A 25,820-nucleotide genomic window follows, 5' to 3' on the forward strand; every position below is an offset into this window, starting at 1 on the left:
GCGTCCGGCGTTCCCGGGGGATCAGACGCCGCCGTCCTACGCCTGCGCGACGACGACCGGCCCGTCCACCCCCGCGATGAGGCGCAGGTGCGGCGTCTTCTCGCCGGCGAGGATCCGCGTGCGGATCCGGTTCTCGCGCGGTGCCAGCGCGCACGTCGTCATGTCGCTGTAGGCGCAGGGCAGATTGCTGGCGCGGGTGAAGTCGATCCTCACGGACTCGCCGTCCGACACCGGATCGATCACGACGTCGCGGCCCCAGACGGTGGTCTCGCGCCCCGAGGTGGCGTCGCTGAACGGCAGGCGCCAGCCGTTGCCGGACACGCTCTCGAAGACGGCGAGCTCGTGCACGCGCCCGTCGACGGTGAAGCGCAGCGTGCCGGGGGACTGCAGCAGGTGCAGGAAGTCGCCGACGGCGGCGTCCACCTCGTACTCGCGCGCATCGGCGTGGAACACGGCGGGGACCACCCACGCCTCGTCCGGCGGGAAGGCGGGCGTGCCCACGAACGCCTCCAGGAACGGGCTCGGCCGCAGCCGGCTCCGCAGCACCGCATGGCCGCCGAGCCGGGCGAACTCCGCGGCTCCGCCCTCGAACTCGAGGGTGCCGTTCTCGGCGGGGTCGATGCGGGTCTCGCCGGCGAGCTCGACGCCGGCGTAACGTGCGCGCTCGTCGGGATCGAGGGAGAGGATCACGGCTCCGCGGACCACGCGGAAGGATCCGGGCACCCTCGGCACCCGCTGCGCGCGAGCACCGAGCCAGTGCAGCCCGGTGTACGCGAGCGGCCCGAGCGGATCCCGTCGCCGCTGGTCGAGGTCCTCGTGCCAGCGCTGCCAGTCCTGCGCGAAGACGTACGAGCCGAAGCTCTCGGATCCGAGGTCGTAGAGCAGCGGATCGGGCGACATCGAGGCGGAGGAGAGCCCTGCGAAGGTGGCGTCCGCCAGCTCCGAATACCATTCACCGGTCACCATGACCCCTCCCGCGATCGACTGCTGCGCTCTTCTCACCGCGACGCTAGGACGCCGTCCCGCGCCGCACTTCGGATGTCGTCACCCGACGTCATCGCGCGCAACAGTTCTGCACCTGGCGACACAGAGGCGTGCGCGCGCCGTCACGGAGGCAGGCTGGGCGCCACGACGCCGGCATCCGCCGCGCGTCCCCGCATCGACTCGAGCAGGAGCAGGGATCCGTCATGGCGACTCAGCAGATCGAACGGCCGAAAGGCGTGGAGAGCCCCTGGCGGGAGAGCAGCGACCTCGATCGGGCAGAGGCCCTCTCCGCCGACGACTTCCGCCGCGCGTTCCGGGAGCATCCCGCGGGCGTCGCTCTGGTCACGGCCGACGCCGGACGCGGACCCGTCGCGCTGACCGCGACCAGCGTCTCGTCGGTCAGCGCCGATCCGCCGCTCCTGGTGTTCTCGATCTCCGATCAGTCCTCGGCGTCGTCCACGATCAACAGCGCCGACACGGTGGTGGTCCATCTGCTGTCCTCGGCGCAGCTGGGCCTTGCGAAGCTGGGCGCGACGAGCGGCATCGACCGGTTCGCGGACCGCGCCAGCTGGAGCCGCCTGGACACGGGAGAGCCCTACTTCCCCGCAGCGCGCACGTGGATCCGCGGGCGCGTCCTGCACCGCCTGCGGGCGGGCACGTCCACGCTGGTGGTCGTGCACGCGCTCGACGCCGCGCTCCCCGAGCCGTCCGGGAGCGAGGCGCCGGCAACGCCGCTGGTCTACGTGAGCCGCACCTGGCACGCCCTGGGCGAGCCGTCCCGGATCGAGTGACGGCGGCCGGTCAGGTGCCGCAGGAGGTGACATGCCGCGGCGAGCCGCCGGGCGCGGGGAGGGCGAAGCGGCGGTACTCCCGCCCTGCGCGCTCGGCGAAGGGAGCCCGGAGCAGGCCCAGCAGCTGTGTGTACGGCGCGATGTCCCCGTCGACCGCGGCGGCGAGTGCCTCCTCCACGAGGTGATTGCGCGCGATGTAGACCGGGCTGATGGCGCGGATCCGGTCCTCGTCCGGTCGGAGGGCGCGCCAGCGGCGCAGCCAGGCGTCGAGGCCGGGGACCGTACCGAGGAAGCGGCTGCGGACCGGGCGCTCGTCGCCGGACGCGGCCGCCGCGAGATCCCGCCAGAATCCCGTGAAGTCGACGGCGTGCTCGGCGAGGAGCGCGAGGGCCGCATCGGTCAGCTCATCGGTCTCCGCCCGATCGGCGCCGCGGCCGAGGCCGAGCTTGCGGCGGAACGCCAGGGATCGGTGTGCGCGGTACCGGTCGTCGAAGGAGGCGGCGATCTCCGCCCCGGTCCGCTCGGCGGTCGCCGGGTCGGCGTCGAGCAGCGGTGCGATCGCCTCCGCCAGGCGCTCGAGGTTCCAGCGCATGATGGCCGGCTGCCGGTCGTAGGCGTAGCGGCCGAGCGCGTCGAGCGAGCTGAAGCGCGCGCCGGGCTCATAGGCGTCCAGGAACGCGCAGGGGCCGTAGTCGATCGTCTCGGCGGAGACCAGGACGTTGTCGGTGCTGAGCACTCCGTGGACGAAGCCGATCCGCATCCAGTGCGCGGTGAGCGCCGCCACCGCCTCCACGATCTCCGCGAGCAGGGCGCGGTAGGGATGTTCCGCGCGCGCGGCCTGCGGGTGGTGCCGGGCGATGACATGGTCGGCGAGGCGCCGGAGCAGGCCGGGGTCCTCGTGCGTGCGCGCGTACTCGAACGAGCCGAAGCGCACATGGCTCGCGGCGGTGCGGGCGAGCACCGCGCCCGGCAGCACCTGCCCGTCGCGGTCGCGAGGGGCACCGGTCGAGACGACCGCGAGGGCTCTCGTCGTGGGCACGTCGAGCGCCTGCATCGCCTCGCCCATCAGATGCTCGCGCAGCATCGGCCCGAGCGTGGCGAAGCCGTCGACGCGCGACATCGAGGTCGGCCCGATGCCCTTGAGGTGCACATCGCGCAGGCGGCCCCGGCGGTCGCGTCCCTCGCCGAGGAGAGCGGCACGGCCGTCGCCGAGGATCGGGCGGAACTCGCCCCACTGGTGGCCCGCGTAGACCTGCGCCACGGCGCTCGTCCCCGCCGCCCGGTGCTCACCGGTGAGGAAGCGCACGCCGTCGTCCGACCGCAGCCAGCCGGCGTCGAGGCCGAGCTCTTCGGCGATCTCGTCGTTCAGCACGATCAGCCGGGGATCGGGCGTGCGCGCGGGGGAGACGGGGCGGGACAGCTCGGGCAGCAGCCGCCCCCAGTTCTGCTCGAGCACCGGCGGACGACGCGCGGCGCCGGGGGCGGTCTGAGGCGTCATGCGACGAGTCTCTTCGGTCGCGGGAGGGAGGGGACCGCGAGCGAAACCCGGCGACATCCGGCGGAACATTCCGTCGTGGAAGTCGCCGTGAGACGCCCGATGACGGCGTGCTTCGGAACGGCCGCGCACCCCGATTAGCGTGAGGGCGCGCCGTGCCCCTGCGCGGCCGGGACTCCGAGGAGAGCACGTGTCGGACTACTTCGATCGCACCGCAGACAAGACCTTCACCCGCGTCTACAAGAGCGAGACGCCCGACATCCTCGCCGCGTTCGCCGCGTTCGATCAGGCGGTCTTCGCCGCGGAGGGGCGTGCCATCCCGCTGAAGTTCCGCGAGCTGATCGCCCTGGCGGTGGGGATCACCACGCAGTGCGCGTACTGCATCGACGCGCACGCGCAGAACGCGGTGCGCGCCGGCGCCACCGAGGCGGAGCTCGCGGAGGCCGCCTGGGTGGCGACGGCCATCCGCGCCGGCGGGGGCTATGCGCACGGCCGGCTCGCGTTCAAGCTCGCGGGTGACGCGCGGATCGAGCACGAGCACGCGGGCGCGCGGTGACGACCCCGTCGCCCGTCGAGGCCGAAGCCCTCGAGCTCATCCGCGACCTCATCCGCATCGAGAGCGTCAACACCGGCGACGACGCCACGATCGGCGACGGCGAGACCCGCGCGGCGCTCTTCGTGAAGCGCAAGCTCGAGGAGGTCGGCTACCGCGTCGACCTCGTCGAGCCGCGTCCCGGCCGTGCGAGCGTCGTCGCGCGGCTGGCCGGCGCGGATCCGCAGGCCGGGGCGCTCGTGGTGCACGCGCACCTCGACGTCGTTCCCGTGGTGGAGGCGGACTGGACCCATCCGCCGTTCGGCGCGGAGATCCACGACGGGATCCTGTACGGACGCGGCGCGGTCGACATGAAGAACTACGCGGGGACCATCCTCGCCCTCGCGCGGTCGTACCGCCGAGAGGGCGTCGTGCCCCGCCGGGACCTCATCTTCGCGTTCTTCGCGGACGAGGAGGCGGGCGGCGTCTGGGGAGCGCGCTGGATCGTGCGCCACCGGCCCGACCTCTTCTCCGGTGCCACGGAGGCGATCAGCGAGGTCGGCGGGTTCTCCATCCCGCTCACCGACGACCGGCGGGCCTACCTGGTGGCCACCGCCGAGAAGGGCGTCACGTGGGCGACGCTCACCGCCCGCGGGCACGCCGCCCACGGCTCGCGCCCGACACCGGACAACGCGGTGGTGCGCCTGTCGCGCGCCGTCGCGGCGGTGGGCGCCCACCGCTTCCCCGTGGTGGCGACACCCGCCCTGACGCGGTTCCTGCAGGTGTTCGGCGAGCACCGCGGGATCCGGTTCACCGACGAGGGCCTGGACGGACAGCTCGCCGGGCTCGGGTTCGTCTCCTCGATCGTCTCGTCCTCCGCGCGCAACACCGTCTCGCCGACGGTGCTCAGCGCCGGCGGCAAGACCAACGTGATCCCCGCCGAGGCCACGGCACGGCTGGACATCCGCGCGCTGCCGGGAGCGGACGCCTCCCTGCAGGAGGAGCTGGCCGCGCTCGTCGGAGACGACGTGGACCTCTCATGGGGGCGGCCGGTGCCCGCGATCGAGTCGCCGATCGACACCCCGCTGCTGGAGGTGCTCCAGGACGCGATCACGACCGAGGATCCCGACGGCCTCGTCGTCCCCTACCTGCTGCCGGCGAGCACCGACAACAAGCATCTGGCGCCGCTCGGCATCCACGGGTACGGCTTCGTGCCGCTGCGGGTTCCCGCGGACTTCGACGTGTTCGGGGAGTTCCACGCCGCCGACGAGCGCATCCCGGTGGACGCGCTGCACTTCTCGACGCGGGTCACGGATCACATTCTCCGCAACGCCTGAGCGCCGGGAACGCCTGAACGACGACACGACGCCGGCGCCGATCCGACCAGGACCGGCGCCGGCGTCGTCCGTGCATCGGTGACGCGGGGAATCCCTCCGTTACGCCGCGTATCAGCCGATTGCGTCGCATATCAGCCGGTTGCCGCGTGTGAATGCCCGGCTGTGGAGGGCGCGACGGGTGCTCATACCGTGACTTCACACAGCACGCCCCGTGCTGAGGGAATCACGAGGGAGCATCATGACCGACACCGCCGCACCGCCTCTCGGCCGCTCGGTCGACACCGTTCCGGACCGTCCGAAGGATCCGGCCCGGAACAGGGTCGACATCAGTGCCGTCCCCGTGGTGCACACCCGCCACTGGTGGCGCTGGACCTTCGCGGCACTCATCCTCTTCGTCGTGGCGCAGTTCGGCTGGAGCCTCGTCACGAACAGCCGCTACGAGTGGGGGACGTTCGCGGAGTACTTCTTTTCCGGACCTGTGCTCATCGGCATCGGCTACACGCTCGCGATCACGGCCGTCTCGGCGATCGTCGGCTTCGTGCTCGGCACGATCATCGCGCTGGGACGGCTCTCGAAGTCGACGCTGCTGAGCTCGGCCGCGTGGGCGTACATCTGGTTCTTCCGCTCGGTGCCGCTGGTCGTGCAGATCATCGTCTGGTACAACCTCGGCTACCTGTACCCGACGCTGGGTCTGGGCACCCCGTTCACGACCGACTTCTGGATCGTCGAGTTCCCCACCGTCCAGCTGGTCAGCGCGTTCGCCGCGGCGATCCTGGGCCTCGGACTGCACCAGGCCGCGTACTCGGCGGAGATCATCCGCGGCGGCCTGCTCTCGGTCGATCAGGGCCAGGCGGAGGCGGCGGCAGCCCTCGGCATCCCGGCGGGCCGGCGGCTGTTCCGGATCATCCTCCCGCAGGCGGCGCGCTCGATCGTCCCGAACGCGACGAACGAGGTCATCGGCCTCGTCAAGGGCGCGTCCGTCGTCTTCGTGATCGCGATCCCTGAGCTGTTCTACGCGGTGCAGGTCATCTACAACCGCAACAGCCGCGTCATCCCCCTGCTCCTGGTCGCGGTCGTCTGGTACACGATCATCACCACGATCCTCAGCATCGCCCAGTTCTACATCGAGCGGCACTTCGCCCGCGGCTCCGCACGGGCGCTGCCGCCCACCCCGCTGCAGCGCGCCAGGCGCTGGGTGCGGGAGCAATGGAACCGGCTCGGCGATGATCCCGCACCGGGCGTCGGCGCGGTCCGCACCACCGGGGAGGCGAGCGCATGAGCACCGTCATCGCAGAGACCGCGACCAGCGGACTCGTCGAGATCCACAACGTCCACAAGAGCTTCGGCGGGGTCGAGGTGCTGTCCGGCATCGACCTCACGGTGCAGCCGGGAGAGGTCGTCGCGCTGCTCGGCCCGAGCGGCTCGGGCAAGTCGACCCTGCTGCGCACGATCAACCATCTGGAGAGCGTGGATCGCGGATCGGTCACCGTCGACGGCGAGCTGATCGGCTACGAGCTGCGCGGCGGCAGGCTGCACGAGCTGCACGAGCGTGAGATCCTGCGGCGCCGCACGCAGGTGGGGATCGTCTTCCAGCACTTCAACCTGTTCCCGCATCTCACCGCGCTCGAGAACATCGTCGAGGCGCCGCTCGCGCTCAAGCGTCTGGGCGCCTCCGACGCCAGGGAGCTCGCCCTCGGCCTGCTCGACCGCGTCGGCCTCGCCGACAAGGCCGACGCCTACCCCCGGCAGCTCTCCGGCGGCCAGCAGCAGCGCGTGGCGATCGCCCGCGCCCTCGCCCTGAAGCCCAAGGTGCTGCTGTTCGACGAGCCGACCAGCGCGCTGGATCCCGAGCTCGTCGGCGAGGTGCTCGAGGTGATCAGCGACCTCGCCCGGTTCGGCACCACGCTCATCATCGTCACCCACGAGATCGGCTTCGCCCGCCAGGTCGCCGACCGCGTCGTCTTCCTCGACCACGGGACCGTGATCGAGGAAGGACGTCCCGCCGACGTCCTGGACCACCCGACGCACCCTCGCACCCGGGAGTTCCTGGCCAAGGTCCTGAACTGACCCCACGTTCCACCCGCACCCGCACCACCCGCACCCCCACAAGCCCGCACCCGCACAAGGAGAGACACAGCATGGCACTCAGCAAGAAGCAGGGCGTGGTCGTCGGCGTCACCGCCGCCGCGATCGCCGCGATCGTCGCCGTCGGCGCCGTCGTCGCCCTCAACCAGCCGGCGGCCGCCACGGCCGCCGACAGCACCCCGAAGCCCACGAAGAGCGCGGCCAAGATCTCGGCCGACAGCGTCCCCTGGGTCGAGGGCGACGTCGTGCCGAAGGCGGTCGAGGCCCTGAAGAAGAGCGGCTTCACCCCCGTCGAGCCCGGCAAGCTCACCGTCGCGGTCGGTGCCTTCGTGCCGCCGCTCAGCTACGTCCCCGACGGGAAGACCCTGCCCGCGGGCACCGAGCCGAACATCGGCAGCCTGATCGCACAGGGGCTGGGCCTGAAGTACAACCCGGTGGTCGTCGCCTGGGCCGATTGGCCCCTCGGGATCCAGTCCGGCAAGTACGACCTCATCACCTCGAACGTGACGGTCACCGAAGCGCGCAAGGAGCTCTTCGACTTCGCCAGCTACCGGCAGGATCTGCTCGGCTTCTACGTGAAGTCCGACAGCAGGATCACCAAGATCGAGAAGGCCGCGGACATCTCCGGCCTGAAGATCGTCGTCGGATCCGGCACCAACCAGGAGCAGGTGCTGCTGAAGTGGAACGACGAGCTCAAGACGGCGGGGAAGGCGCCGGCCGACCTGCAGTACTACGACGACAACGCGGCCGCGACGCTCGCGCTGCAGTCGGGGCGCGTCGACGCGGTCTTCGGCCCCAACGCCGCCTACGCGTGGGCGGCCAGGGAGACCGGCGCGACCAAGCTCGTCGGCATCGTGCCCGGCGGGTGGCCGCAGGCGGCGGCGATCGCGGCGGGGACGGCGAAGGGCAACGGTCTCATCGAGCCGGTCAACATCGTCCTGAACGAACTGATCGCGGACGGCAAGTACGCCCAGGTGCTCAAGGGCTGGGGGCTCGACTCGGAGGGGGTCACGACCTCGGAGATCAATCCGCCGGGACTGCCCAAGTCCTGAACCCACGGGGCGCGAGCCGGCCTGAGCGCCGGTCCGCGCCCTTCCGCGCATCCGCACCCGAGAAGGACGAACACATGACCAACCGTGCACCGCTCAGCATCCTCGACCTCTCCCCGTTCTCCGAAGGGTCGACAGCGGCCCAGGGGCTCCGGGACACGATCGCGCTCGCGCAGACCGCAGAACGGCTCGGCTACCGCCGCTTCTGGCTCGCCGAGCACCACCTGAACCCCGGTGTCGCCGGCGCCGCCCCGCACGTGCTCCTCGCCGCCATCGCCGCTGCGACCGAGCGCATCCGGATCGGCACCGCCGCGACCATCATCGGCAACTACGCCGCCCTCCAGGTCGTCGAGGCCGCCGGCGTCGTCGCCGCGCTCCACCCCGGGCGCTTCGACCTCGGGATCGGGCGGTCCGGATCCACGTCGCGTCCGTCGTCGTCCGCCGGGCCGGCCCTGGCGGAGGCCAGGGTCGTCGACGGTCTCCTGCTGCCCGCCGCGAAGCCGTTCGCCTTCGACTCCGCCCGGTTCGCCGCGCAGGCGAGACTGCTGCGCCGCACCGCCGGCGACGCCGACCGGTTCGAGCAGGACGTGCACGACATCCTCGCCCTCGTCGCGGGCACCTACGTCGCGCCGGAGGGCGTGCCGATCCACGCGACGCCGGCCGAAGGCCAGGACATCCAGGTGTGGCTGCACGGCAGCACGGCGGGGATCAGCGCCGAGCTCGCGGGACGGCTGGGGCTGCCGTTCGGCGCCAACTTCCACGTCGCGGGGACCTTCGTGCTCGACGCCGTGGAGGCCTACCGGCGCGCGTTCCGTCCCGGTGCGCTCGCCGAGCCGCACGTGATCGTCTCGGCCGACGTGCTGGTCGCGGACACGGCGGCGGACGCGGAGCGCATCGGCCGCGGGTACGCCGAATGGGTGCACAGCATCCGCGCGGGTCAGGGCGCGATCGCCTATCCGCACCCCGACGACGCCCTCGCCGCGCCGTACCCGGCGGACCTCGTCGAGGTGGTCGGCGACCGCCTCGACACGCGTTTCGCGGGCGATGCGGAGATCGTCGTGGAGCGGCTCGACACCCTCCAGCGCGTCACGGGCGCGGACGAACTGCTGCTCACCACGATCGCCTACGACCCCGCGGACCGCACGCGTTCGTTCGCCCTGCTCGCCGACGCCTGGGGCGTCACGAGCGACGCGCCGCGGCCTCTCGAGGGTGCACTCGTGGCGTAGGCGCGACGACGAAAGGGCCTCGGCGCCGTATCCGCGATCGCGGGCGGCGCCGAGGCCCTTTCGGTCGTTGAGCGAGGCGCGCGCAGCGCGACCGAGACGAAACGCGGCGCTCTCGAGGAGATGCCGCGTTTCGTTCGATCGTGCTCGCTCAACGACCTCAGGCGCGGGGGACGAGCCCCTCGGCGGAGACCTCCGCGTGCACGCGCCGCTCGGGCGTGCGCTCCCCGGCCGTCACCGGGATGCCGAGCCGGTTCTCCGCGGGCGGCAGCGGGCAGGTGGCGAAGTCGGTGTACGCGCACGGCAGGTTCGTCGCGCGGTTGAAGTCGATCACCACCGCATCGGATCCCTCGTCCACCTCGAACGACACGGTCCGGTTCGCGGCGTACGTGGTGACGCCGCTGGTCGCATCCGTGAAGAGGGCGAACAGCGCCCCGGGCTCGTGCCCGCGGAACGCGAGCAGCCGGAACGGCTCGTCGTCGAGGACGAACTCGACGTAGCCGGGGGAGTCGTACACGTGGCTGAGGCCGTCCACGGCCGCGCCCACCTCGATCGCCCGCGGCGCCACGAACCGGACGAACCGGCCCGTGATCCGCCAGCGGGGATCCGGTGGGAACGCGGCCGTCCCCGTGTAGGCCGACAGGAACGGGAAGTCGGGGCGGCGCGGTCGCAGGAGGTCCTGTCCGCCGCGCTTGGCGACCTCGACCACGCCTCCCTCGAACCCGACCGTCACGCCGCCGCGTTCGGCGAGGGGCCCGAAGGCATGGGTCCCGGTCGCCTCGGCGCCGTCCACCGTCAGGGCCTCGTCCTCCGCGAGCACCACGACCGGCCCGGTGACCCCCGTGAACCACTCCCCGGGGAGTCCCGGGAAGCGGCGCGGTTCGGCGGTCAGCCAGAACAGGCCGGTGACGGCGAGGAAGCCGTGCGGATCCGCCCGGCGCTCCTCGTGCGCGTCGTGCCAGCGGTCCCACTCGCGCGCGAACGGATCCTGCGCCGGCGAGTCCGTCGTCACGACCGGCGCCGGGAGCGTCATCGGCCCGTCTCCGTCTCCGCGGAGAGGAGCTCCGCGGAACGCACCGGCAGGGGCAGGCCCAGGTTCTCGCGCAGGGTCGTGCCCTCGTACTCGCTGCGCAGCGAACCGCGCTCCTGCAGCAGCGGCACGACCTGGTCGACGAACTCGTCGAGGCCGGAGGGGACGAGGTGGGATCCGAGGACCACGCCGTCGCCGCCGTCCTCCTGCACGAACGTGTCGAGCTGATCCGCGATCTCCGCGGCGGTGCCGACGTATCCGGGGCCACGGCTGATCTCACGCGCGAGCTCGCGGAACGTGAGACCGCGCTCGTCGGCGAGCGCGCGCCAGGTGCGCACCGTCTCGAACCGGTCCTGGAACACGAACGCCCGGCCCTGGATGATCGAGGGCGCTTCGGGGTCCGGATCCACGTCCGGAAGCGGTCCGTCGAGGTCGTAGGCCGACAGGTCGCGGTTCCACACCTGCTCGAACGTCACCTGGATGGTCTTGTCGGTCAGCTGCTGCTCGAGGATGTGGCGCGCCTTCTCCTCCGCGTCCTTCGCCGAGTCCCCGATCACGAATCCCGCCGCCGGCAGGATCTTGATCTCGTCCGGTCCGCGACCGAAGCGCGCGGCGCGCTCCCGGATGTCCGCGGAGAAGGCCTTGCCCTCGGGCAGCGACGAGTAGGGCGAGAAGATCGCATCCGCGGTCGCGGCCGCGAAGTCGCGGCCCTGCGGGGAGACCCCCGCCTGCACGATGACCGGGCGGCCCTGCGGGCTGCGCGGCACGGTGAAGCGGCCCGCGATGTCGAACTGCGTGGTGGACTGGGCGAACGCGCCGGCGTCGGCGTCGGCGAGGAAGACCCCCGCCGCCTTGTCCGCGACGATCGCCTCCTCGGCCCACGAGTCCCACAGCCGGCGGACGGCCGCGACGGTCTCCTCGGCGCGCACGTAGCGCTCGCTGTGCGGAAGGAAGCCGCCGCGGCGGAAGTTCGCCCCGGTGAACGCGTCGAACGAGGTGACGACGTTCCACCCCGCCCGGCCTCCGGAGAGGTGGTCCAGACTGGCGATCTGACGGGCGAGCTCGTACGGCTCGTTGAACGTGGCGTTCAGCGTGCCCACCAGGCCGAGGTGGTCGGTCACCGCGGCCAGTGAGGCCAGCACGGCGAGCGTGTCGGGGCGGCCGGCGATGTCGTGGTCGAAGATCCGGCCGGCCCGGGCGCGCAGGGCGAGGCCCTCGGCGAGGAAGAAGTAGTCGAAGCGCCCGCGCTCGGCGGTCTGCGCGACGTGACGGAAGGTGGAGAAGTCGATCTGGCTGCCCGCATCCGGGTGCTCCCAGAGCGTGTGCTCGTTGACTCCGCCGACGTACGCGGCGAGGATGATCTGCTTGCGTGCTCTCGTGGTCATGGTGTTCTCCTCAGATCGGTCAGACGCCGGCGTAGCGACTGGGAACGTGCTCCGGCAGGCCGAGCAGCCCGCGCAGTGTGTCCGCCTCGTAGGCGTCGTGGAAGAGGCCTCGGGCGCGCAGCTCGGCGGCGAACGCGCCCGCGATGCGGGGCAGGTCGTCGGTCAGCACCCCGGGGCGCAGGCGCACCCCGGCGTATCCGAGGGCTCCGAGCTCGGCGACGAGGTCTGCGAGCTCGGAGGCGGAGCCGGTGAACACGCGGGCATCGCTCACGAGCGGCCGGCCGAGGTCGTCGAGACGTCGGAGCCGATCGGCCGCGCGCTCGCCGTCCGGGTCGTCGAGGAAGACGACGAGGTCGGCGAAGACCTGCAGAGGGGCGCCCTCGCGCTCCTCCGCCGCGTCGGCGACGTCGGTCAGGATCCGCTCCGCCTGCACGGCGTCGGCCGGGGTGACGAAGACGAGATCCGCCGAGCGGGCCGCGAGCCGGTAGGGCACCTCGGCGTGCGCGAGGGCGGCGACGACCGGCTGGCCCTGGGGCGGGCGCGGCGTGATCGACGGGCCCCGGACGCTGAACCAGCGACCCTCGAAGTCGATCTCGTGCACCTTGTCCGCGTCGAGGAACCTGTCGGTGGCGACGTCGCGGATCTCGGCGTCGTCCTCCCAGCTGTCCCAGAGCCGGCGAACGACCTCGACGGCGTCGGCGGCCTCGTCGAAGAGCTCGTCGACCAGGGCGGCGAAGGCCGGATCGCCCCAGCCGACCTGGTCGCCGGGGTGGGCCCGGCGTCCGAAGTGGGCGGCCTCATCGGCCCGTCCCGAGACCTTCGCCTGCCACCCGGCTCGCCCTTCGCTGGTGTAGTCGAGCGTCGCAATGCCGGTGGACACGTGGAAGGGCTCCGTGTGCGTCGTCGTCACCGTCGGGATCAGCCCGATGCGGGAGGTGACCGGCGCCACGCGGGAGGCGATCAGCAGGGCATCCAGGCGTCCGCGCACCTCGTCGGTGCGATCGTCCCCGCGGACGGGATCCGAGGACTGCAGCGCGAGCGAGTCCTCGATGGTGACGAAGTCGAGGAGCCCCTCCTCCGCCGTGCGGACGAGGTCGGTCCAGTACCGGGCGGTGAACAGCTCGGCGGGCCGCGAGGACGGCTCCCGCCATGCCGCGGGATGCCAGCCGGCGCCCTCGAGGGCGACGCCGACGCGAAGTCGTGAACTCATGATGTGCTCCTTGTCTGAGACGGTCGATGTGTCTGGGGCGGTCGAGGGGACGGTCGAGGGGATCCGCTAGACGGCGGCCGAGGCGAGTGCTCCCGCTGCCGGCACCCAGCCGAGGCGGGGCAGGACCGCGTGGCGGATGTCGGAGAGGATCTGGCGGTAGTCGTCGAGCGACAGCGCGTACGGCAGGGCGATGCGCAGCTCGGTGAGGCCGTCGATCGCGGGGTCGGAGGCGAGCCGTTCGACGATCTCCTCGGCGGTGCCGAACAGATCCCGCTGGAACACGTGCCCGTTCGTGGGCTGCTCGGTGCGCGCCTGCCTGCTCTCCGCGTACGCCGTGTACCGCGCGCGCTGGTCGGCCGTGGCGCTGTCGACCGGCAGGATCACCCGCTCGACGCCGACCGATCCCGTGCCGGGACCGGCGAAGTGCGCGTGGTAGTCGTCGATGTGGGCGCGCTGCGCGTCCTCGAAGGAGGCGGCTCCCGCCGCGGCGGTGATGTTCCCGAGCAGGAGCTTGAGCCCCTGGTCGGCGGCCCAGCGCACCGAGCGGGCGGAGCCGCCGCCGAGCCACACCCTGTCCCGGAGGCCGGCGATGTGCGGCTGCACCCGTGGCGTCTGCGGGCCGTAGGGCGTGGGGATGTCCGCACCGAGGCTGCGGCCCTCCAGGGCTTCCAGGAAGCGCCCGATCAGGACGTAGGGGTCGATGTCGCCGTCCTCGACCCGGCCGAGGTCCCGCAGCAGCGCTCCGTGCGGCGCCGACGAGCTGATCCCGACGTTGAGCCGGCCGCCGGAGAGGGCGTCGACCGTGCCGAAGTCCTCGGCCAGGCGGAACGGCGTCTCGTAGCCGAGCGGCACCACCGCCGTCTCCAGGCGGATGCTCCGGGTGCGCTGCGTGGCCGCGGCGAGGAAGGTCAGCGCCGACGAGACGCCGCGCTCGAGATGGCGCTGGCGGATCCCGGCCACCTGGAGCCCGATCTCCTCGGCGAACTCGAACAGCCGCAGCGTGTCCTCCAGACCCGCCGCGGGGTCGGTCTCCGGGTAGTTCCCGGCCAGGGTGAAGCCGGCGGAGGCGATGGTCGCGGTGCTCATCAGCGGGCGTCCTTCCAGGCGGAGACCAGCGAGTCCAGGCGCGAGTCGGCGCCGAGCCTGATGCCGTGCACGGTGGACTGGGTCGAGAGGATCGACGTCAGCTCGTGCACCGGGATCTGGTAGTACTGCGCCGCGATGCGCGCCTGCGCCTCGGCGAGGATCTTGTCGCGCGCGGCCGGGTTCCCCGCGGCCAGCTGGCCCTGCAGCAGGGTCTCGAGCTCGGGGTCGTCGATGTGCAGCTTCGTGGTGGCCTTCGAGTACTGGGTGCGCAGCACGTCTCCGTCGGCGCGCGAGAGGTTGCCCCACACGATGTCGAAGTCGCCCGAGGCCTGCTTCGCGAGGAACTCGGGTACGGTGCTGCCGGAGAGCACCACGCCGATCCCGACCTGCTTGAGCTGCTGCTGGATCAGCTCGAGCGAGGTCTGGTTCGGCCCGAAGTTCGTGATCCACGCCAGCTGCAGGGTCAGCGGAGTGCCGCCCTTCGTGCGGATCCCGTCGGAGCCCTTGGTCCAGCCCGCCTTGTCGAGGATCGCCGCGGCGTGCTTCGGGTCGTAGGAGAAGTGCTTGCTCTCGTCGGCCCAGGAGGGCGTGTTCTTCGCCAGCGTGCTCGTGGCGACCGCGAAGAGCTTGTTCAGGGACGTGTCCCGCACGACGGTCGGGTCGATCGCGGCGGCGATCGCCTCCCGCACGGCGATGTCCGAGACGATGGGGCGGGCGAGGTTGAACGAGAGGCCGAAGCTGATGCCCGGATTGCCGCGGGAGATCAGGGGGTAGCCCGCGTCCTGAAGCGTCTGCACGTCGGTGGGCTGGACGCCGCCGATGACGTCGACCTGACCGCTGGTCAGGCTTCCGGTGCGCACGCCCGCCTCGGGCGCCACCTGGAAGGTCACGGTGTCCAGGTGGGCGCGCCCGGTGTTCCCGAGCGGCTGGGGCGCCCAGGCGTAGTTCTTGCGGGCGGCGAGCACGGTCGAGACGTTCTTGGTGTAGCTGTCGAGCGTGAACGGGCCGGTGCCGACGATGGCCTTGCCGTCGGCGCGGTTCGCGAACGGCACGGCGAGGGTGGCGTTGCCGACGATGCCGAGGCCGACGCTCGCGGTCGAGTTGGGGAACGCGGCGTTCGGGGTGCTGAAGTCGACCTCGACGGTGTCGTCGTCGATGACCTTGGTCTCCTTGTACCCGACAAAGTTGCTGGTGGTCTGCGTCAGGGCCCCCGCGGTCTGGATGTCGTCGAAGGTCGCCTTGACGTTGGCGGCGGTGAAGGGCGTGCCGTCGGAGAAGGTGACGCCGTGGCGCAGCTCGAAGGTGAACGACGTGGCGTCGGCGTTGCTCTTGTACGAGGTGGCGAGCCAGGGCTCCAGCTTCCCGGTGTCGGGGTCCTGGTAGAGCAGGGAGTCGACCAGCTGCCGCGTGACGTACCAGGTGTCGTTGCCGGAGCCGATCCCGGACGGGTTCAGCGAGATCGGGTCGTTGGCGATCGCGAACGTGAGCGCGCCGCCGTCGACGGGCTTCGCGGAGTCGCCGGTCGGGGCTCCCGCGGGCGCGGGGGCCGAGCAGGCGCTCAGGGCGAGGCCGGCGACGACGGCGATCGAGGCGAGCGCCGTGGTTCGCAGGCGCAGGGCGGCGCGGGGGCGCGACGCCGTTCGGGTCGGGTTCATGGTGGCTCCTTGGTGGGGGTGCGGTCCGGTGCAGGACGGAAGGGGTTCGGGAGGAGGAGACGGTCAGCGGGGGATCCGCAGGCCGCCGGGGATCGCGTCGAGCAGGGTGCGGGTGTACTCGGTGCGCGGATGGTCGAAGATCTCCTGGGCGCTGCCGGACTCGACGAGGCGACCGCGCTGCATCACGCCCACGGTGTGCGCGATCTGGCGGACCACGGCGAGGTCGTGGGAGATGAAGAGGTAGCTGACGCCGAACTCGCACTGGATGGTGCCGAGCAGGGTGAGGATCTGGTGCTGGATCGACACGTCGAGGGCGGAGACCGGCTCGTCGAGCACGATGAGCTCGGGCGAGATCGCGAGGGCGCGGGCGATCGCGACGCGCTGCCGCTGCCCGCCGGAGAGCTCCGACGGCCTGCGCTGCAGCACCGAGGACGGGAGCGCGACGACGTCGGTCAGCTCGGCGGCGCGGGCGCGGCGCCGCGTCCGGTCGCCGAGCCGGTAGGCGACGAGCGGGTCGCTGATGATCTGCTCGATCGTCAGCCGCGGGTTCAGCGCGGCATAGGGGTTCTGCTGCACGAGCTGCACCCGGCGGCGCAGCTGTCGCAGCTCCGCGCCGTGGAGGGCGGTGACGTCGGCGCCGTCGAATCGCACGGTGCCGGAGGTCGGGTCGGTGAGGCGCAGCGCCAGCCGGGCGGTGGTCGTCTTGCCCGAGCCCGACTCGCCGACGAGGGCGAGCGTCCGGCCGCGCTCGATCCGGAAGCCGACGCCGTCGACGGCGCGCTGGACGGCGCCGCCCGAACCGGGCAGCGCGAACTCCTTCACCAGCGCGTCGACCTCCAGGACGGGGTCGCCGGGGGCGGGAGGCGCGGCCACGTCGCGGGGAGCGAACGGATCGCCGGGACGCCCGCGCAGCACGATCGGCGACGACGTGTCGGCGACCAGCGGCTCGTGGCGCGCGTTCAGACCGGGCGCGGCCGCGATGAGCTGGCGGGTGTAGGGGTGCTCGGGGGTGAGTAGCACCTGATCCGGCGTGCCCTGCTCGACGATCCGGCCCTGGGACATCACGACGATGCGGTCGGCCCGGTCCGCGGCGACGCCCAGGTCGTGCGTGATGAGCAGGAGGCTCGCGCCGCGTTCGCGCTTGAGCTCGTCGAGATGGTCCAGGATCTGCCGCTGCACGGTCACGTCGAGCGCGCTCGTCGGCTCGTCGGCGATGATCAGCTGCGGATCGGCGGCGATCGCGATCGCGATGAGGACGCGCTGACGCATCCCGCCGGACAGCTCATGCGGATATTGCCGGGCGCGCAGGGCGGCGTCCGGCAGGCCGGCGCGCTCCAGCGCCTGCACGGCGCGCTGTGCCGCGTCGCGCCGGTCGGCGAGCCCGTGCACGCGCAGCACCTCTGCCACCTGCGTGCCGATCCGCTGCACAGGGTTGAGGCTCACGGTGGGGTCCTGCGGCACGAACCCGATCCGGCGCCCGCGCACCGACCGCAGAGCGGAGGTCGACGCGGTGGCCAGGTCGATCCCGTCGAAGCGGATGGCGCCCGAGGCGATCTGCGCCGCACCCGGCAGCAGCCGGATCACCGCGTGCACGGTCGTCGACTTGCCGGATCCCGATTCGCCGACGATCGCGACGGTCTCGCCGGGCGCGACGGACAGGCTCGCGTCGCGCACCGCGTCCACGCGGCCCCGTGCCGTGCGGTACGCCACGGAGAGGGACTCGATCTCGAGCAGAGGCGCCTGCGCGGTCATGAGGCATCCGTCCGTTCGGTGTCGAGCGCCCGGGCGAGCCGGTTCGCGGCCAGCACGGTCAGGGCGATCACGAGCCCCGGGAAGGTGGTGAGCCACCAGGCGTTGCGGAGGAAGTCGCGGCCGCCCGACACCAGGGCGCCCCATTCGGGGGCGGGCGCGGGCGCGCCGTAACCGAGGAAGCTCAGCGCGGAGACGGCGAGGATCGCGCCCCCGAGCTCGAGCACGCCGAGGGCGATGACCGGTCCGGTCGAGTTCGGCAGCACGTGCCGCAGGAGCACCCGGATCCAGCTGTTCCCCGAGGCGCGCGCGGCCTCGACGTAGGCGGAGCTGCGCACCTTGATGACCTCGGCGCGCATGATGCGCGACACGGAGGCGACGCTGGCGGTGCCGACGGCGATCGCGACGTTCACGGTGCCGAAGCCCAGGGCGGTGATGACGGCGAGCGAGAGCAGCAGGCTCGGGATCGCCAGGAGCACGTCGGCGATCCGCATCAGGACGGCGTCGGTCCGCCCACCGGCGAATCCGCTCAGCAGGCCGATCGCGGAACCCGCGATCACGCCCACGGCCACGGCCAGCGAGGCGGCGCTGATCGTCAGCGAGGTGCCGTGCACGATCCTCGTGTAGAGGTCGCGCCCGATCTGGTCGGTGCCGAACCAGTGCGCGGCGGAGGGCCCCTGCAGGTGCTCGGCGGGCACGCCCGCGAGCGGCTCGCCGGGAGCGAGCAGGGTCGGGGCGAGCGCGGCGACGATCACGACGACGAGCCAGATCAGGGAGACGGCGGCCGCCGGCCGTCGTGCGAGCCAGGTCACCGCGCGGGGAGCGGGGGCGTCGCGCTCGCGACGCGACGCCCGCTCGGCGACCGCGTCGTCGAAGCGGTTCGCGGCGGTCCCGCCGAAGCCGTCCGCGGGATGCTGCGTGCCGTCGGGCAGCAGGGCGATCGTGTCGCTCATCGGGCATCCTCCAGGACGGCATCGATCACGGGCGGGGTGTCCGCGTGCGCCGGGACCGCCGTACGGTCCACAGAGCGCGGGCGACGTGAGGGCCGCGGGGGCCGCGGTGTCGCGGTCAGATCGATCCGCGGGTCCAGGAGCGGATAGACGAGATCTACGGCGAGGTTGACGACGACGAAGACGAGGGCGGCGAAGAGCACGACCCCCTGGACCACGGGGATGTCCTGCTGCTGCACGGCCGTGGCCGTGACGCGGCCGATCCCCGGACGGGAGAAGACCGTCTCGGTGACGACCGTGCCGCTGAGCAGCTGGCCGACGATGAGCCCGGTCACCGTCAGGGCGGGCAGCGCGGCGTTGCGCAGCGCGTGGCGCAGGTGGATCCGCACGCGGCCCGCACCCTTGGCGAGAGCGGTGTCGATGTAGGGCTCGCGCAGCGCGGCGGCGAGGCTCTTCGACAGCAGCTGGGCGATCATCGCCCCGGTCGGCAGCGCCAGGGCGACGGCGGGGAGGACGAGCGATGGGAACCCGCGGTCGCCCATCGCGGGGAACAGCGGCAGCTGGAACGAGAGCAGCTGGATGAGGATCAGCCCGAACCAGAAGGAGGGGATCGCCACGCCGAGCGGCGGGAGCCCGAGCAGGAAGGTCGAGAGCGCGCGGCTGCGCACGTACGTCGCGACGACCGCGAGCGCGGTGCCGGTGAGCACCGCGATCAGGAGGCCGAAGCCCGCGAGCAGGAGCGTCGGGGGGATCGCCTCGCCGATCACCTGCGACACCGGGCGTCCGGTGTCGATCGACGTGCCGAGATCGCCGGTGAGCACGCCGCCCAGGCGCAGGACGTACTGCACGAGGAGGGGCTGGTCCAGGCCGTACTTCGCCTTCAGGACGGCGAGCTGCTCCGGGGTGACGTCGCTGGCATCGCCGCCGGTCTTGAGGGCCACCGGATCGCTGGGCAGCGCGTAGAGCACGAGGAACGACACCGTGTACGCGGCCCACAGCACGATCACCGCCTGGCCGAGCCTCGACGCGAGGTAGCGCGCGATGCGGGATCGAGACGCGTCCGTCATCGACATGGGGTGCTCCTTTCGCTCTTCGCGGCACGGATCGGGGGATTCCGCGGTGCCCGAGGGGCTCCGTTCGAGCGATGCTCCCATCGGCGGCGACCGGGATCGCGGGCAGGGGTCATGCGCTGATGCAGACGGTCAAGAAGCGTCGTGCTCCGTCACGTGGCGTCGCACCGTGTCACCGGAGGACACAGTCCGCGCCGCCCCTCGCCCGGAGCGCCGGCGCAGTCCGTAGCGTGAGGTGTCCCGGTCCGCATCCCAGAGAGACGAGAGGGGTTCGCATCATGGCGTCCACATCCCCGACCGACGATGTCCTCGACAACCCGGCGTGGCATGCACTGACCGGCCCGCACGCGTCGTTCGCGCTCGGGGGCGACCTGGTGCGCCGGTATCCGGCCGACGTCGCCCCCTTCGTGGCGGTGCGCACCTGGGACGACCCCGGCGTGTGGCAGGCCCTCGTCGACCTCGTCGGACCCGGGCAGGAGATCGGCCTCTCCGGCGCCGACCCCGACCTCCCGGAGGGATGGGAGGAGCTCGGCCGCGGCGAGGGGGTGCAGCTGGTGCAGACCGATGCGCTGCAGCCCGTGCCGTTCGACGAGGCGATCGAGCTGGGAGCCGCCGACGTGCCCGAGATGCTCGCCCTCGTCGAACGGAACCAGCCGGGGCCCTTCCGGCCGCGCACCGTCGAGCTGGGCCGCTACATCGGGATCCGGCGCGACGGCCGCCTCATCGCGATGGCGGGGGAGCGGCTGCATCCGCAGGGCTGGACCGAGATCAGCGCGGTCTCGACGGATGTCGAGCACCGGGGTCAGGGTCTCGCCTCGCGTCTCGTCCTCGACGTCGCGTTCCACATCCAGCGGCGCGGCGACAGGGCGCTGCTGCACGCGGCGGCGACGAACGTCGGCGCCATCCGCGTCTACGAGCGACTGGGCTTCACGCTGCGCCGGCACACCACGTTCCTTGCCGTGCGCACCCCGGCCACCGCGGGCGACCGTGTCCTCGTCGGCTGACGATGCGCCGCGGAAGCGGATCCTTCCGCCGATGACCACGTGTGACGGCGACCGTGCACGCGGCCGCAGGCCCGACCTACCATGACGCAACCGACCCGCCCCTCCGGGTGGCGGAACGACTCTCGGAGGGAGATCCCATGACTCGGATCGCAGTGCTGGTGGGGAACCCCCAGCCGGCTTCGCGCACCCGTCTCGTCGCGGAGGAGGTGGCCGCGCAGCTGGGCGCCCGCAGCGGCGCCGACATCGACGCCACGATCGATCTCGCGGACGTGGCGGAGACGCTGTTCCGCTTCCCCGAGCCGCGGCTCGACGAGCTGCGGGAGCGGATCGCGAGTGCGGACGTGGCGGTCATCGCGAGCCCCACGTACAAGGCCGCCTACACGGGGCTGCTCAAGGCGTTCCTCGATCGCTACGGATCCGACGGGCTGCGTGGGCTCGTCGCGGTGCCGCTGCTCACGATCGGGGCGCCGACCCACGCGCTCGCCGTGGAGACGACCCTTCGCCCGCTGCTCGTCGAGCTCGGTGCGAGCGTGCCGACCCGCGGGCTGGCGTTCCCCGCCGCGGCCGTGGAGGAGCGTTCGCAGGTCGTCGCGGACTGGCTCGAGGCCGAGTGGCCGCGGATCCGGCACGCGTTCGCCGGCGGGACGCAGCCGGGCCGCTGAGGGTCGGTCTCTCAGCGGCCGACCGTGCGGATGTCTCCCGTGTCGCAATCGCACAGCGCCTCGGCGAGCAGAGCATCGGACCGGGCGATCAGGTTCCTCCGCTGCAGCTCGGGCACGGCCAGCGGGAGCGGTGCCAGGCGCAGCCCGACGTCGATCAGCAGCCCGCGCAGGCGGTGAGGGATCTTCATGGGTGCCTCCTCAGCGGTCGACGTAGCCCATGTGCTGGGCGTTGTAGCGGTCTCCGTGCACGCCGAGGCGACGGACGAGCGCGTCGAGGTCGGCGCGCTCGTCGGCGGAGAGGGCGAGCCGGGTGGCGGCGGCGTTCTCCCGGATCCGGGACGTGCGCCGGGTGCCCGGGATGGGGACGATCCAGGGATGCTGCGCGAGCAGCCAGGCGAGCGCCACCTGCCCCGGCGTCGCCCCCTTCGCCTCGGCGAGAGCTCTCACATGGTCCACCAGCGCCTGATTGGCGGCGAGGTTCTCGGCCTCGAAGCGCGGCACGCGGGCGCGGATGTCGCCCTCTGCGAACGCCGTGCTCGTGTCGACGGTGCCGGTGAGGAAGCCCTTCCCGAGCGGGCTGAACGGCACGAATCCGATGCCGAGCGCCGCGAGGGTCGGCAGCACCTCAGCCTCGGGGTCGCGGGTCCACAGCGAGTACTCGCTCTGCACGGCGGTCACCGGGCAAACGGCGTGGGCGGCGCGGATCGTCGCGGCGGAGGCCTCGGAGAGCCCGAAGTGCCTCACCTTGCCCTCGGCGATCAGCTGGGCCACGGTGCCGGCGACGTCTTCGATCGGCACCGCCGGGTCCACCCGGTGCTGGTAGAACAGGTCGATGGTCTCGGTGCGCAGACGCGTGAGCGAGGCCTCGGCGACACGGCGGATCTGCTCCGGGCGGCTGTCCAGGCCGACGCTCTGCCCGTCGCGGATGTCCCAGCCGAACTTGGTGGCGATGACCACCTGGTCGCGGATCGTCGCGAGCGCCTCCCCGACGAGCTCCTCGTTGACGTACGGACCGTAGACCTCCGCGGTGTCGAAGAACGTGACGCCCTCGTCGAGCGCCGACCGCAGCACCGCGATCATCTCGCCGCGGTCGCCGGGGTTGGGTCCGTAGCTCTGCGACATGCCCATGGCGCCCAGCCCGATCGCCGAGACTTCGAGGCCCTGTCCGAGAGTCCTGGTGTGCATGCTCACTCCTTCGTCGTGGTGGTCTCGCGGCGCACGGCGGTGTGCGGTGGCGTCGCGGTGGTGGCGGCGAGACTGGCGAGCAGATCCAGTCGCTCCTGGCTCGCCGAGCCGGCCTCGGCCGTGTAGATGAGGAACGAGAGGCCTGGTTCGTCTGTCAGCTCGAGCCCCTCGTAGGTGAGGGTCAGCGCGCCGACGTCGTGGTGGTGGAACTGCTTCGTCCCGGATCCGTGACGGCGCACGTCGTGCGCGCCCCAGCGGGTGCGGAACGCGTCGGAACGCGTCGAGAGCTCGCCCACGAGGTCGTGCAGCTGCTTGTCGCGCGGGTCGTGTCCGGCCTCGGCGCGCAGGATCGCCACGGTGATGTCCGCGGCCGTCTCCCAGTCCGGGTAGAACGCCTTCGCGCGCGGGTCGAGGAAGCAGTACCGGGCGAGGTTGCCCTGCCCCGGCCCGTCGAAGACCTCGTCGTAGAACGCCCGGCCGAGGGCGTTGACCGCGAGGACGTCGAGGCGCCCGTTGCGCACGAAGGCCGGCCCGTGCGTGATCGCCTCCAGGGCGCGCACCAGCCCCGCCCGTGGCTCCCACGTCTTCGGCTTGCGGCGGCGCACCGGCCGCACCCCGCCGTTCGCCGTGCGGGCGAGGTCGAACAGGTGCTCGCGTTCAGCGTCATCGAGCTGCAGTGCGCGCGAGATCGTCTCGAGGACCGTGTCCGAGACTCCGACGAGGTTGCCGCGCTCGATCTTCGCGTAGTACTCCGGGCTCACGTCCGCGAGCATCGCCACCTCGCTGCGCCGCAGGCCCTCCACCCGACGGTGACCGGTGGCGGTGAGCCCCGCCGCTTCCGGGCTGAGGCGTGCGCGACGGGACATGAGGAACTCTCGCGCCTCGGCTCTGGTGTCCATGTCCCCACGGTAGGACGCTCGGCCCCGCACCAGGGAGTCTCCGCTGGTACACCCTTCAGGAGAGACTCCCCGTCCCACCGGCCGTGGCGGCTCAGAGCGGTCACGCGACCGACGGCGCGGCGCCGTCGGCGAAGGCCGGCACGCGCACGGGCTGCCGGTGGGGGATCGGGATCGGCGTGCGGGAGGGGATCCGCGTCGGGCGCCCGGAGTGCAGGCGGATGGCCTGGAGCGCCTCCTGCGGCGACGCCCAGGTGGCGGGGAGCCCGAGGTCCTGCAGCCAGATCGTGTCGTACTCGGATCCGTCGGTCTCGTAGAGGCACGCGACGGTGCGGTACGGATCGCCCGGCCCGCGGCTCGTGTCCACCACGATCCACTCGATCGGGGTCAGCTGCTGCAGCAGATAACGGTCATTCGACATCGGGGCTCCTCGGGGATGGGGGTCTGCCGCGCGACGCGGCGAGGAGGGCAGCCACCCGGCTCGCTCTCGAGGGGGCGCGGACTGCGCGCGGGTGCCGTTCACCGGGAGCACCCGGGATTCGAAGGCGCGGGCGGGGTGGCTGTCACCTCGGCGTCGCACGGCGGGGCCTGGTGACGGGGTCGCGGAGCGACCGGAGGGGAGCGGGCGAACACCAGCCCGCTGCTCGTCGGGAACGGCTCCCTCGTCTCGGTGCGGGATCGGGGCGCGCGCGGTCGATGATCGCCGCCGGTGGCGCGGCCGTCCGCGGTGGCCGCGCACGTGCTGTCGACGGGCGGCGGGACGGCCCACTCCGCGGCGACGATCTCATCGAACTCGGCCTGCATCAGCTCGTCGTCCGCGCAGATGAGGTCGATGAACTGCTCGTCGACGCGTCGATCGATCCTCGCCCCAGGGGTGGAGGAGAACATCGTCTTCCGTCCCGTCGGCTCAGGCGCTGATGGCGAGGCTGTCCGCCTTGCTCGAGATCTCGACCTTGCGCGGCTTCGCCTCCTCGGCGACGGGGATCTGCAGGGCGAGCACGCCGTCGTCGTAATTCGCGCTGATCCGGCCGGTGTCCAGGTTGTCGCCGAGCACGAGCTGGCGGCTGAAGACGCCGCGCGGGCGCTCGGCCGCGAGCATGTTCGCGTCGCTGGCCCGGATCGGCCGCTCGGCCTTGACGGTCACCACGTTGCGTTCGACGTCCAGGTCGATCGACTCGCGATCGACTCCGGGCAGGTCGAACTCGACGTGGAAGACGTCGCCGTCCCGCCAGGCGTCCATCGGCATGACCGAGGGCTTCGCCAGGGTTCCGTCTGCTCCGAAGATCTGCTGGGTGAGTCGGTCCAGCTCACGGAACGGATCGGTGCGCATCAGCATCATGACCACCTCCATGTCCTCATCGAAGATGCTTCGGGGGCACGGATCCCGTCGTCAGGATCTATGCCCTGCGCTGTAGATTTTTTATAGCACCGCGATCAATTCGATGCAAGTCCCGCCGCATGACGCGACTGTCGCGGGACGGAGGGCGCCAGGATGCTCTCCTGGAGGAGCCGAAGGGCGTCGGCGGAGCTGCTTCCCGGGACGACGGTGTGGGTGAGGAGTCTCTGCCCGTCCGCCTCCGGCAGGTGCAGGGCCTGATAGTGCGTGTCGAGGTCGCCGATCTCGGGGTGGTGGAGCTGCTTGACGCCGCGGGAGCAGAGCTCGACCGTGTGCCGGGACCAGAGCGTCGCGAACGTCGCGCTGCGCATGCTCAGCTCGCCGACGAGTTCGGCCAGCGCCCGGTCGTCGGGATGCTGTGCGGCGACGAACCGCAGCGACGAGACCACGAGGACCGCCTCGGCATCCCAGTTCCGGTAGAGGTCGCGCGTGTGCGGATCCAGGAACATCATGCGGGTGAGGTTCGGGCGCGTGGCGGGGTCGGCAGGAGAGGCGATGTCCAGGTGCCCGGCGAACAGCGCGTGGCCGAGCGGGTTCCAGGCCAGCACGTCGCTGCGGCGGCCCAGGATCACCGCGGGCACGCCCGGCATGGCGTCCAGCAGCGCGAGTCCCCCCGGCGTCGGCTGCTCGGGGCGCGGCGCGCGGCGCCGGCGGCCGGCCTGAGGGCGGGCGAGGGCGAGGAGGTGACTGCGCTCGTCGTCCCGCAGCTGCAGGGCGCGGGCCAGCGCGTCGAGCACGCCGTCGGAGGCCGTGAGCGAGAGCCCCTGCTCCAAGCGCGTGTAGTAGGCGACCGAGACGCCCGCGAGCTGGGCGAGCTCCTCGCGGCGCAGGCCGGGCACCCGGCGCAGGCCGTAGCCGACCACGCCGGCGTCCTCGGGGCGGAAGGCGTCGCGCCGGGAACGGAGGAACTCGCCGAGTTCGCCGGGGCCTCGGGGGCGGCTGGTCGTCGATGCAGAGGACATGAGGCCCATTCTCCGCGCATGCCGTCGATGGTGCCTGACCCTGTCATTGGTAGGAACGCGCGGGATCTGGCTGGCCCCCCGTCG

Annotated in this window: 26 protein-coding genes; 9 read left to right on the forward strand and 17 right to left on the reverse strand. The window is 72.3% G+C overall.

Annotation, left to right across the window (positions count from 1 at the left end):
* Nucleotides 1-36: 36 nt before the first annotated feature.
* A complete protein-coding gene (locus NFX31_RS02645) occupies nucleotides 37-966 on the reverse strand; it encodes a DUF1684 domain-containing protein (RefSeq protein ID WP_091478598.1) in 930 nt (309 codons plus the stop codon).
* A 221-nt stretch (nucleotides 967-1,187) separates the two neighbouring features.
* Between NFX31_RS02645 and NFX31_RS02650 the strand changes: the two genes are divergently transcribed.
* Entirely contained in the window at nucleotides 1,188-1,775 is a 588-nt protein-coding gene (locus NFX31_RS02650; protein ID WP_091478596.1) for a flavin reductase family protein, read from the forward strand.
* Between the two features lie 10 nt (nucleotides 1,776-1,785).
* Here the strand turns inward: NFX31_RS02650 and NFX31_RS02655 are convergent, their stop codons facing one another.
* Nucleotides 1,786-3,273 carry a protein adenylyltransferase SelO gene (locus tag NFX31_RS02655; RefSeq protein WP_262956712.1) on the reverse strand — a complete coding sequence of 496 codons (1,488 nt, stop codon included), beginning with the start codon at nucleotides 3,271-3,273 and terminating at the stop codon, nucleotides 1,786-1,788.
* A 187-nt stretch (nucleotides 3,274-3,460) separates the two neighbouring features.
* Here NFX31_RS02655 and NFX31_RS02660 point away from each other — a divergent pair, with 187 nt between their 5' ends.
* The 6 genes from NFX31_RS02660 (at nucleotide 3,461) to NFX31_RS02685 (ending at nucleotide 9,499) form a co-directional block, all read left to right on the forward strand.
* Entirely contained in the window at nucleotides 3,461-3,826 is a 366-nt protein-coding gene (locus NFX31_RS02660; RefSeq protein ID WP_045251553.1) for a carboxymuconolactone decarboxylase family protein, read from the forward strand.
* A complete protein-coding gene (locus NFX31_RS02665) occupies nucleotides 3,823-5,139 on the forward strand; it encodes a M20/M25/M40 family metallo-hydrolase (RefSeq protein ID WP_091478588.1) in 1,317 nt (438 codons plus the stop codon). The genes NFX31_RS02660 and NFX31_RS02665 overlap by 4 nt, the downstream gene beginning before the upstream one ends.
* Nucleotides 5,140-5,377: 238 nt before the next feature.
* Nucleotides 5,378-6,418 carry an amino acid ABC transporter permease gene (locus tag NFX31_RS02670; RefSeq protein WP_091478586.1) on the forward strand — a complete coding sequence of 347 codons (1,041 nt, stop codon included), beginning with the start codon at nucleotides 5,378-5,380 and terminating at the stop codon, nucleotides 6,416-6,418.
* Nucleotides 6,415-7,206, forward strand: coding sequence for an amino acid ABC transporter ATP-binding protein (locus tag NFX31_RS02675; protein WP_091478583.1), 792 nt, complete (start codon nucleotides 6,415-6,417; stop codon nucleotides 7,204-7,206). The genes NFX31_RS02670 and NFX31_RS02675 overlap by 4 nt, the downstream gene beginning before the upstream one ends.
* A gap of 71 nt (nucleotides 7,207-7,277) precedes the next feature.
* Nucleotides 7,278-8,276, forward strand: a complete 999-nt coding sequence (locus tag NFX31_RS02680; protein ID WP_262956713.1) for an ABC transporter substrate-binding protein — start codon at nucleotides 7,278-7,280, stop codon at nucleotides 8,274-8,276.
* Between the two features lie 74 nt (nucleotides 8,277-8,350).
* On the forward strand, nucleotides 8,351-9,499 hold the full coding sequence (locus tag NFX31_RS02685; RefSeq protein WP_262956714.1) for an LLM class flavin-dependent oxidoreductase: 1,149 nt from the start codon (nucleotides 8,351-8,353) through the stop codon (nucleotides 9,497-9,499).
* 157 nt (nucleotides 9,500-9,656) lie between these two features.
* On the opposite strand, the gene NFX31_RS02690 is transcribed toward NFX31_RS02685, so the two are convergent.
* The 8 genes from NFX31_RS02690 to NFX31_RS02725 all read right to left on the reverse strand — a co-directional run bounded on the left by NFX31_RS02690 (nucleotide 9,657) and on the right by NFX31_RS02725 (nucleotide 19,634).
* A complete protein-coding gene (locus NFX31_RS02690; RefSeq protein ID WP_262956716.1) occupies nucleotides 9,657-10,529 on the reverse strand; it encodes a DUF1684 domain-containing protein in 873 nt (290 codons plus the stop codon).
* On the reverse strand, nucleotides 10,526-11,911 hold the full coding sequence (locus tag NFX31_RS02695) for an NtaA/DmoA family FMN-dependent monooxygenase (RefSeq protein WP_262956717.1): 1,386 nt from the start codon (nucleotides 11,909-11,911) through the stop codon (nucleotides 10,526-10,528). The genes NFX31_RS02690 and NFX31_RS02695 overlap by 4 nt, the downstream gene beginning before the upstream one ends.
* Nucleotides 11,912-11,930: 19 nt before the next feature.
* A complete protein-coding gene (locus tag NFX31_RS02700) occupies nucleotides 11,931-13,121 on the reverse strand; it encodes an LLM class flavin-dependent oxidoreductase (protein WP_262956718.1) in 1,191 nt (396 codons plus the stop codon).
* A gap of 66 nt (nucleotides 13,122-13,187) precedes the next feature.
* On the reverse strand, nucleotides 13,188-14,207 hold the full coding sequence (locus tag NFX31_RS02705) for an LLM class flavin-dependent oxidoreductase (RefSeq protein ID WP_262956719.1): 1,020 nt from the start codon (nucleotides 14,205-14,207) through the stop codon (nucleotides 13,188-13,190).
* Nucleotides 14,207-15,862, reverse strand: coding sequence for an ABC transporter substrate-binding protein (locus tag NFX31_RS02710; RefSeq protein ID WP_045251561.1), 1,656 nt, complete (start codon nucleotides 15,860-15,862; stop codon nucleotides 14,207-14,209). The genes NFX31_RS02705 and NFX31_RS02710 overlap by 1 nt, the downstream gene beginning before the upstream one ends.
* Nucleotides 15,863-15,925: 63 nt before the next feature.
* On the reverse strand, nucleotides 15,926-17,614 hold the full coding sequence (locus NFX31_RS02715) for a dipeptide ABC transporter ATP-binding protein (protein ID WP_045251562.1): 1,689 nt from the start codon (nucleotides 17,612-17,614) through the stop codon (nucleotides 15,926-15,928).
* Nucleotides 17,611-18,564, reverse strand: a complete 954-nt coding sequence (locus NFX31_RS02720; protein WP_262956720.1) for an ABC transporter permease — start codon at nucleotides 18,562-18,564, stop codon at nucleotides 17,611-17,613. Before NFX31_RS02720 ends, NFX31_RS02715 begins: the two co-directional genes overlap by 4 nt.
* Complete coding sequence (locus NFX31_RS02725; protein ID WP_052674440.1) at nucleotides 18,561-19,634, reverse strand: ABC transporter permease; 1,074 nt, start codon at nucleotides 19,632-19,634, stop codon at nucleotides 18,561-18,563. Before NFX31_RS02725 ends, NFX31_RS02720 begins: the two co-directional genes overlap by 4 nt.
* A 275-nt stretch (nucleotides 19,635-19,909) precedes the next feature.
* On the opposite strand from NFX31_RS02725, the gene NFX31_RS02730 reads away from it, so the two are divergent.
* Together NFX31_RS02730 and NFX31_RS02735 are read left to right on the forward strand one after the other, a co-directional pair.
* Nucleotides 19,910-20,635, forward strand: a complete 726-nt coding sequence (locus NFX31_RS02730) for a GNAT family N-acetyltransferase (RefSeq protein WP_045251564.1) — start codon at nucleotides 19,910-19,912, stop codon at nucleotides 20,633-20,635.
* Nucleotides 20,636-20,772: 137 nt separating this feature from the next.
* Entirely contained in the window at nucleotides 20,773-21,297 is a 525-nt protein-coding gene (locus NFX31_RS02735) for an NADPH-dependent FMN reductase (protein WP_045251565.1), read from the forward strand.
* 11 nt (nucleotides 21,298-21,308) lie between these two features.
* Here the strand turns inward: NFX31_RS02735 and NFX31_RS02740 are convergent, their stop codons facing one another.
* The 7 genes from NFX31_RS02740 to NFX31_RS02770 form a co-directional block, all read right to left on the reverse strand.
* The gene (locus NFX31_RS02740) at nucleotides 21,309-21,485 is read right to left on the reverse strand and encodes a hypothetical protein (RefSeq protein ID WP_156156809.1); all 177 of its coding nucleotides are present in this window, start codon (nucleotides 21,483-21,485) and stop codon (nucleotides 21,309-21,311) included.
* A gap of 10 nt (nucleotides 21,486-21,495) precedes the next feature.
* Entirely contained in the window at nucleotides 21,496-22,482 is a 987-nt protein-coding gene (locus NFX31_RS02745) for an aldo/keto reductase (RefSeq protein ID WP_262956721.1), read from the reverse strand.
* 2 nt (nucleotides 22,483-22,484) lie between these two features.
* Nucleotides 22,485-23,381, reverse strand: coding sequence for a helix-turn-helix transcriptional regulator (locus tag NFX31_RS02750; protein ID WP_091478559.1), 897 nt, complete (start codon nucleotides 23,379-23,381; stop codon nucleotides 22,485-22,487).
* A gap of 100 nt (nucleotides 23,382-23,481) precedes the next feature.
* Nucleotides 23,482-23,799, reverse strand: coding sequence for a hypothetical protein (locus NFX31_RS02755; protein ID WP_262956722.1), 318 nt, complete (start codon nucleotides 23,797-23,799; stop codon nucleotides 23,482-23,484).
* A gap of 98 nt (nucleotides 23,800-23,897) precedes the next feature.
* Nucleotides 23,898-24,266 carry a hypothetical protein gene (locus tag NFX31_RS02760; protein WP_262956724.1) on the reverse strand — a complete coding sequence of 123 codons (369 nt, stop codon included), beginning with the start codon at nucleotides 24,264-24,266 and terminating at the stop codon, nucleotides 23,898-23,900.
* 19 nt (nucleotides 24,267-24,285) lie between these two features.
* Entirely contained in the window at nucleotides 24,286-24,714 is a 429-nt protein-coding gene (locus NFX31_RS02765; protein WP_262957236.1) for an Hsp20/alpha crystallin family protein, read from the reverse strand.
* 98 nt (nucleotides 24,715-24,812) lie between these two features.
* Nucleotides 24,813-25,736, reverse strand: a complete 924-nt coding sequence (locus NFX31_RS02770) for a helix-turn-helix transcriptional regulator (protein ID WP_262956726.1) — start codon at nucleotides 25,734-25,736, stop codon at nucleotides 24,813-24,815.
* Nucleotides 25,737-25,820 lie beyond the last annotated feature (84 nt).

It is taken from the genome of Microbacterium azadirachtae, from assembly GCF_025583665.1.
Taxonomy (GTDB): Bacteria; Actinomycetota; Actinomycetes; order Actinomycetales; family Microbacteriaceae; genus Microbacterium; species Microbacterium azadirachtae.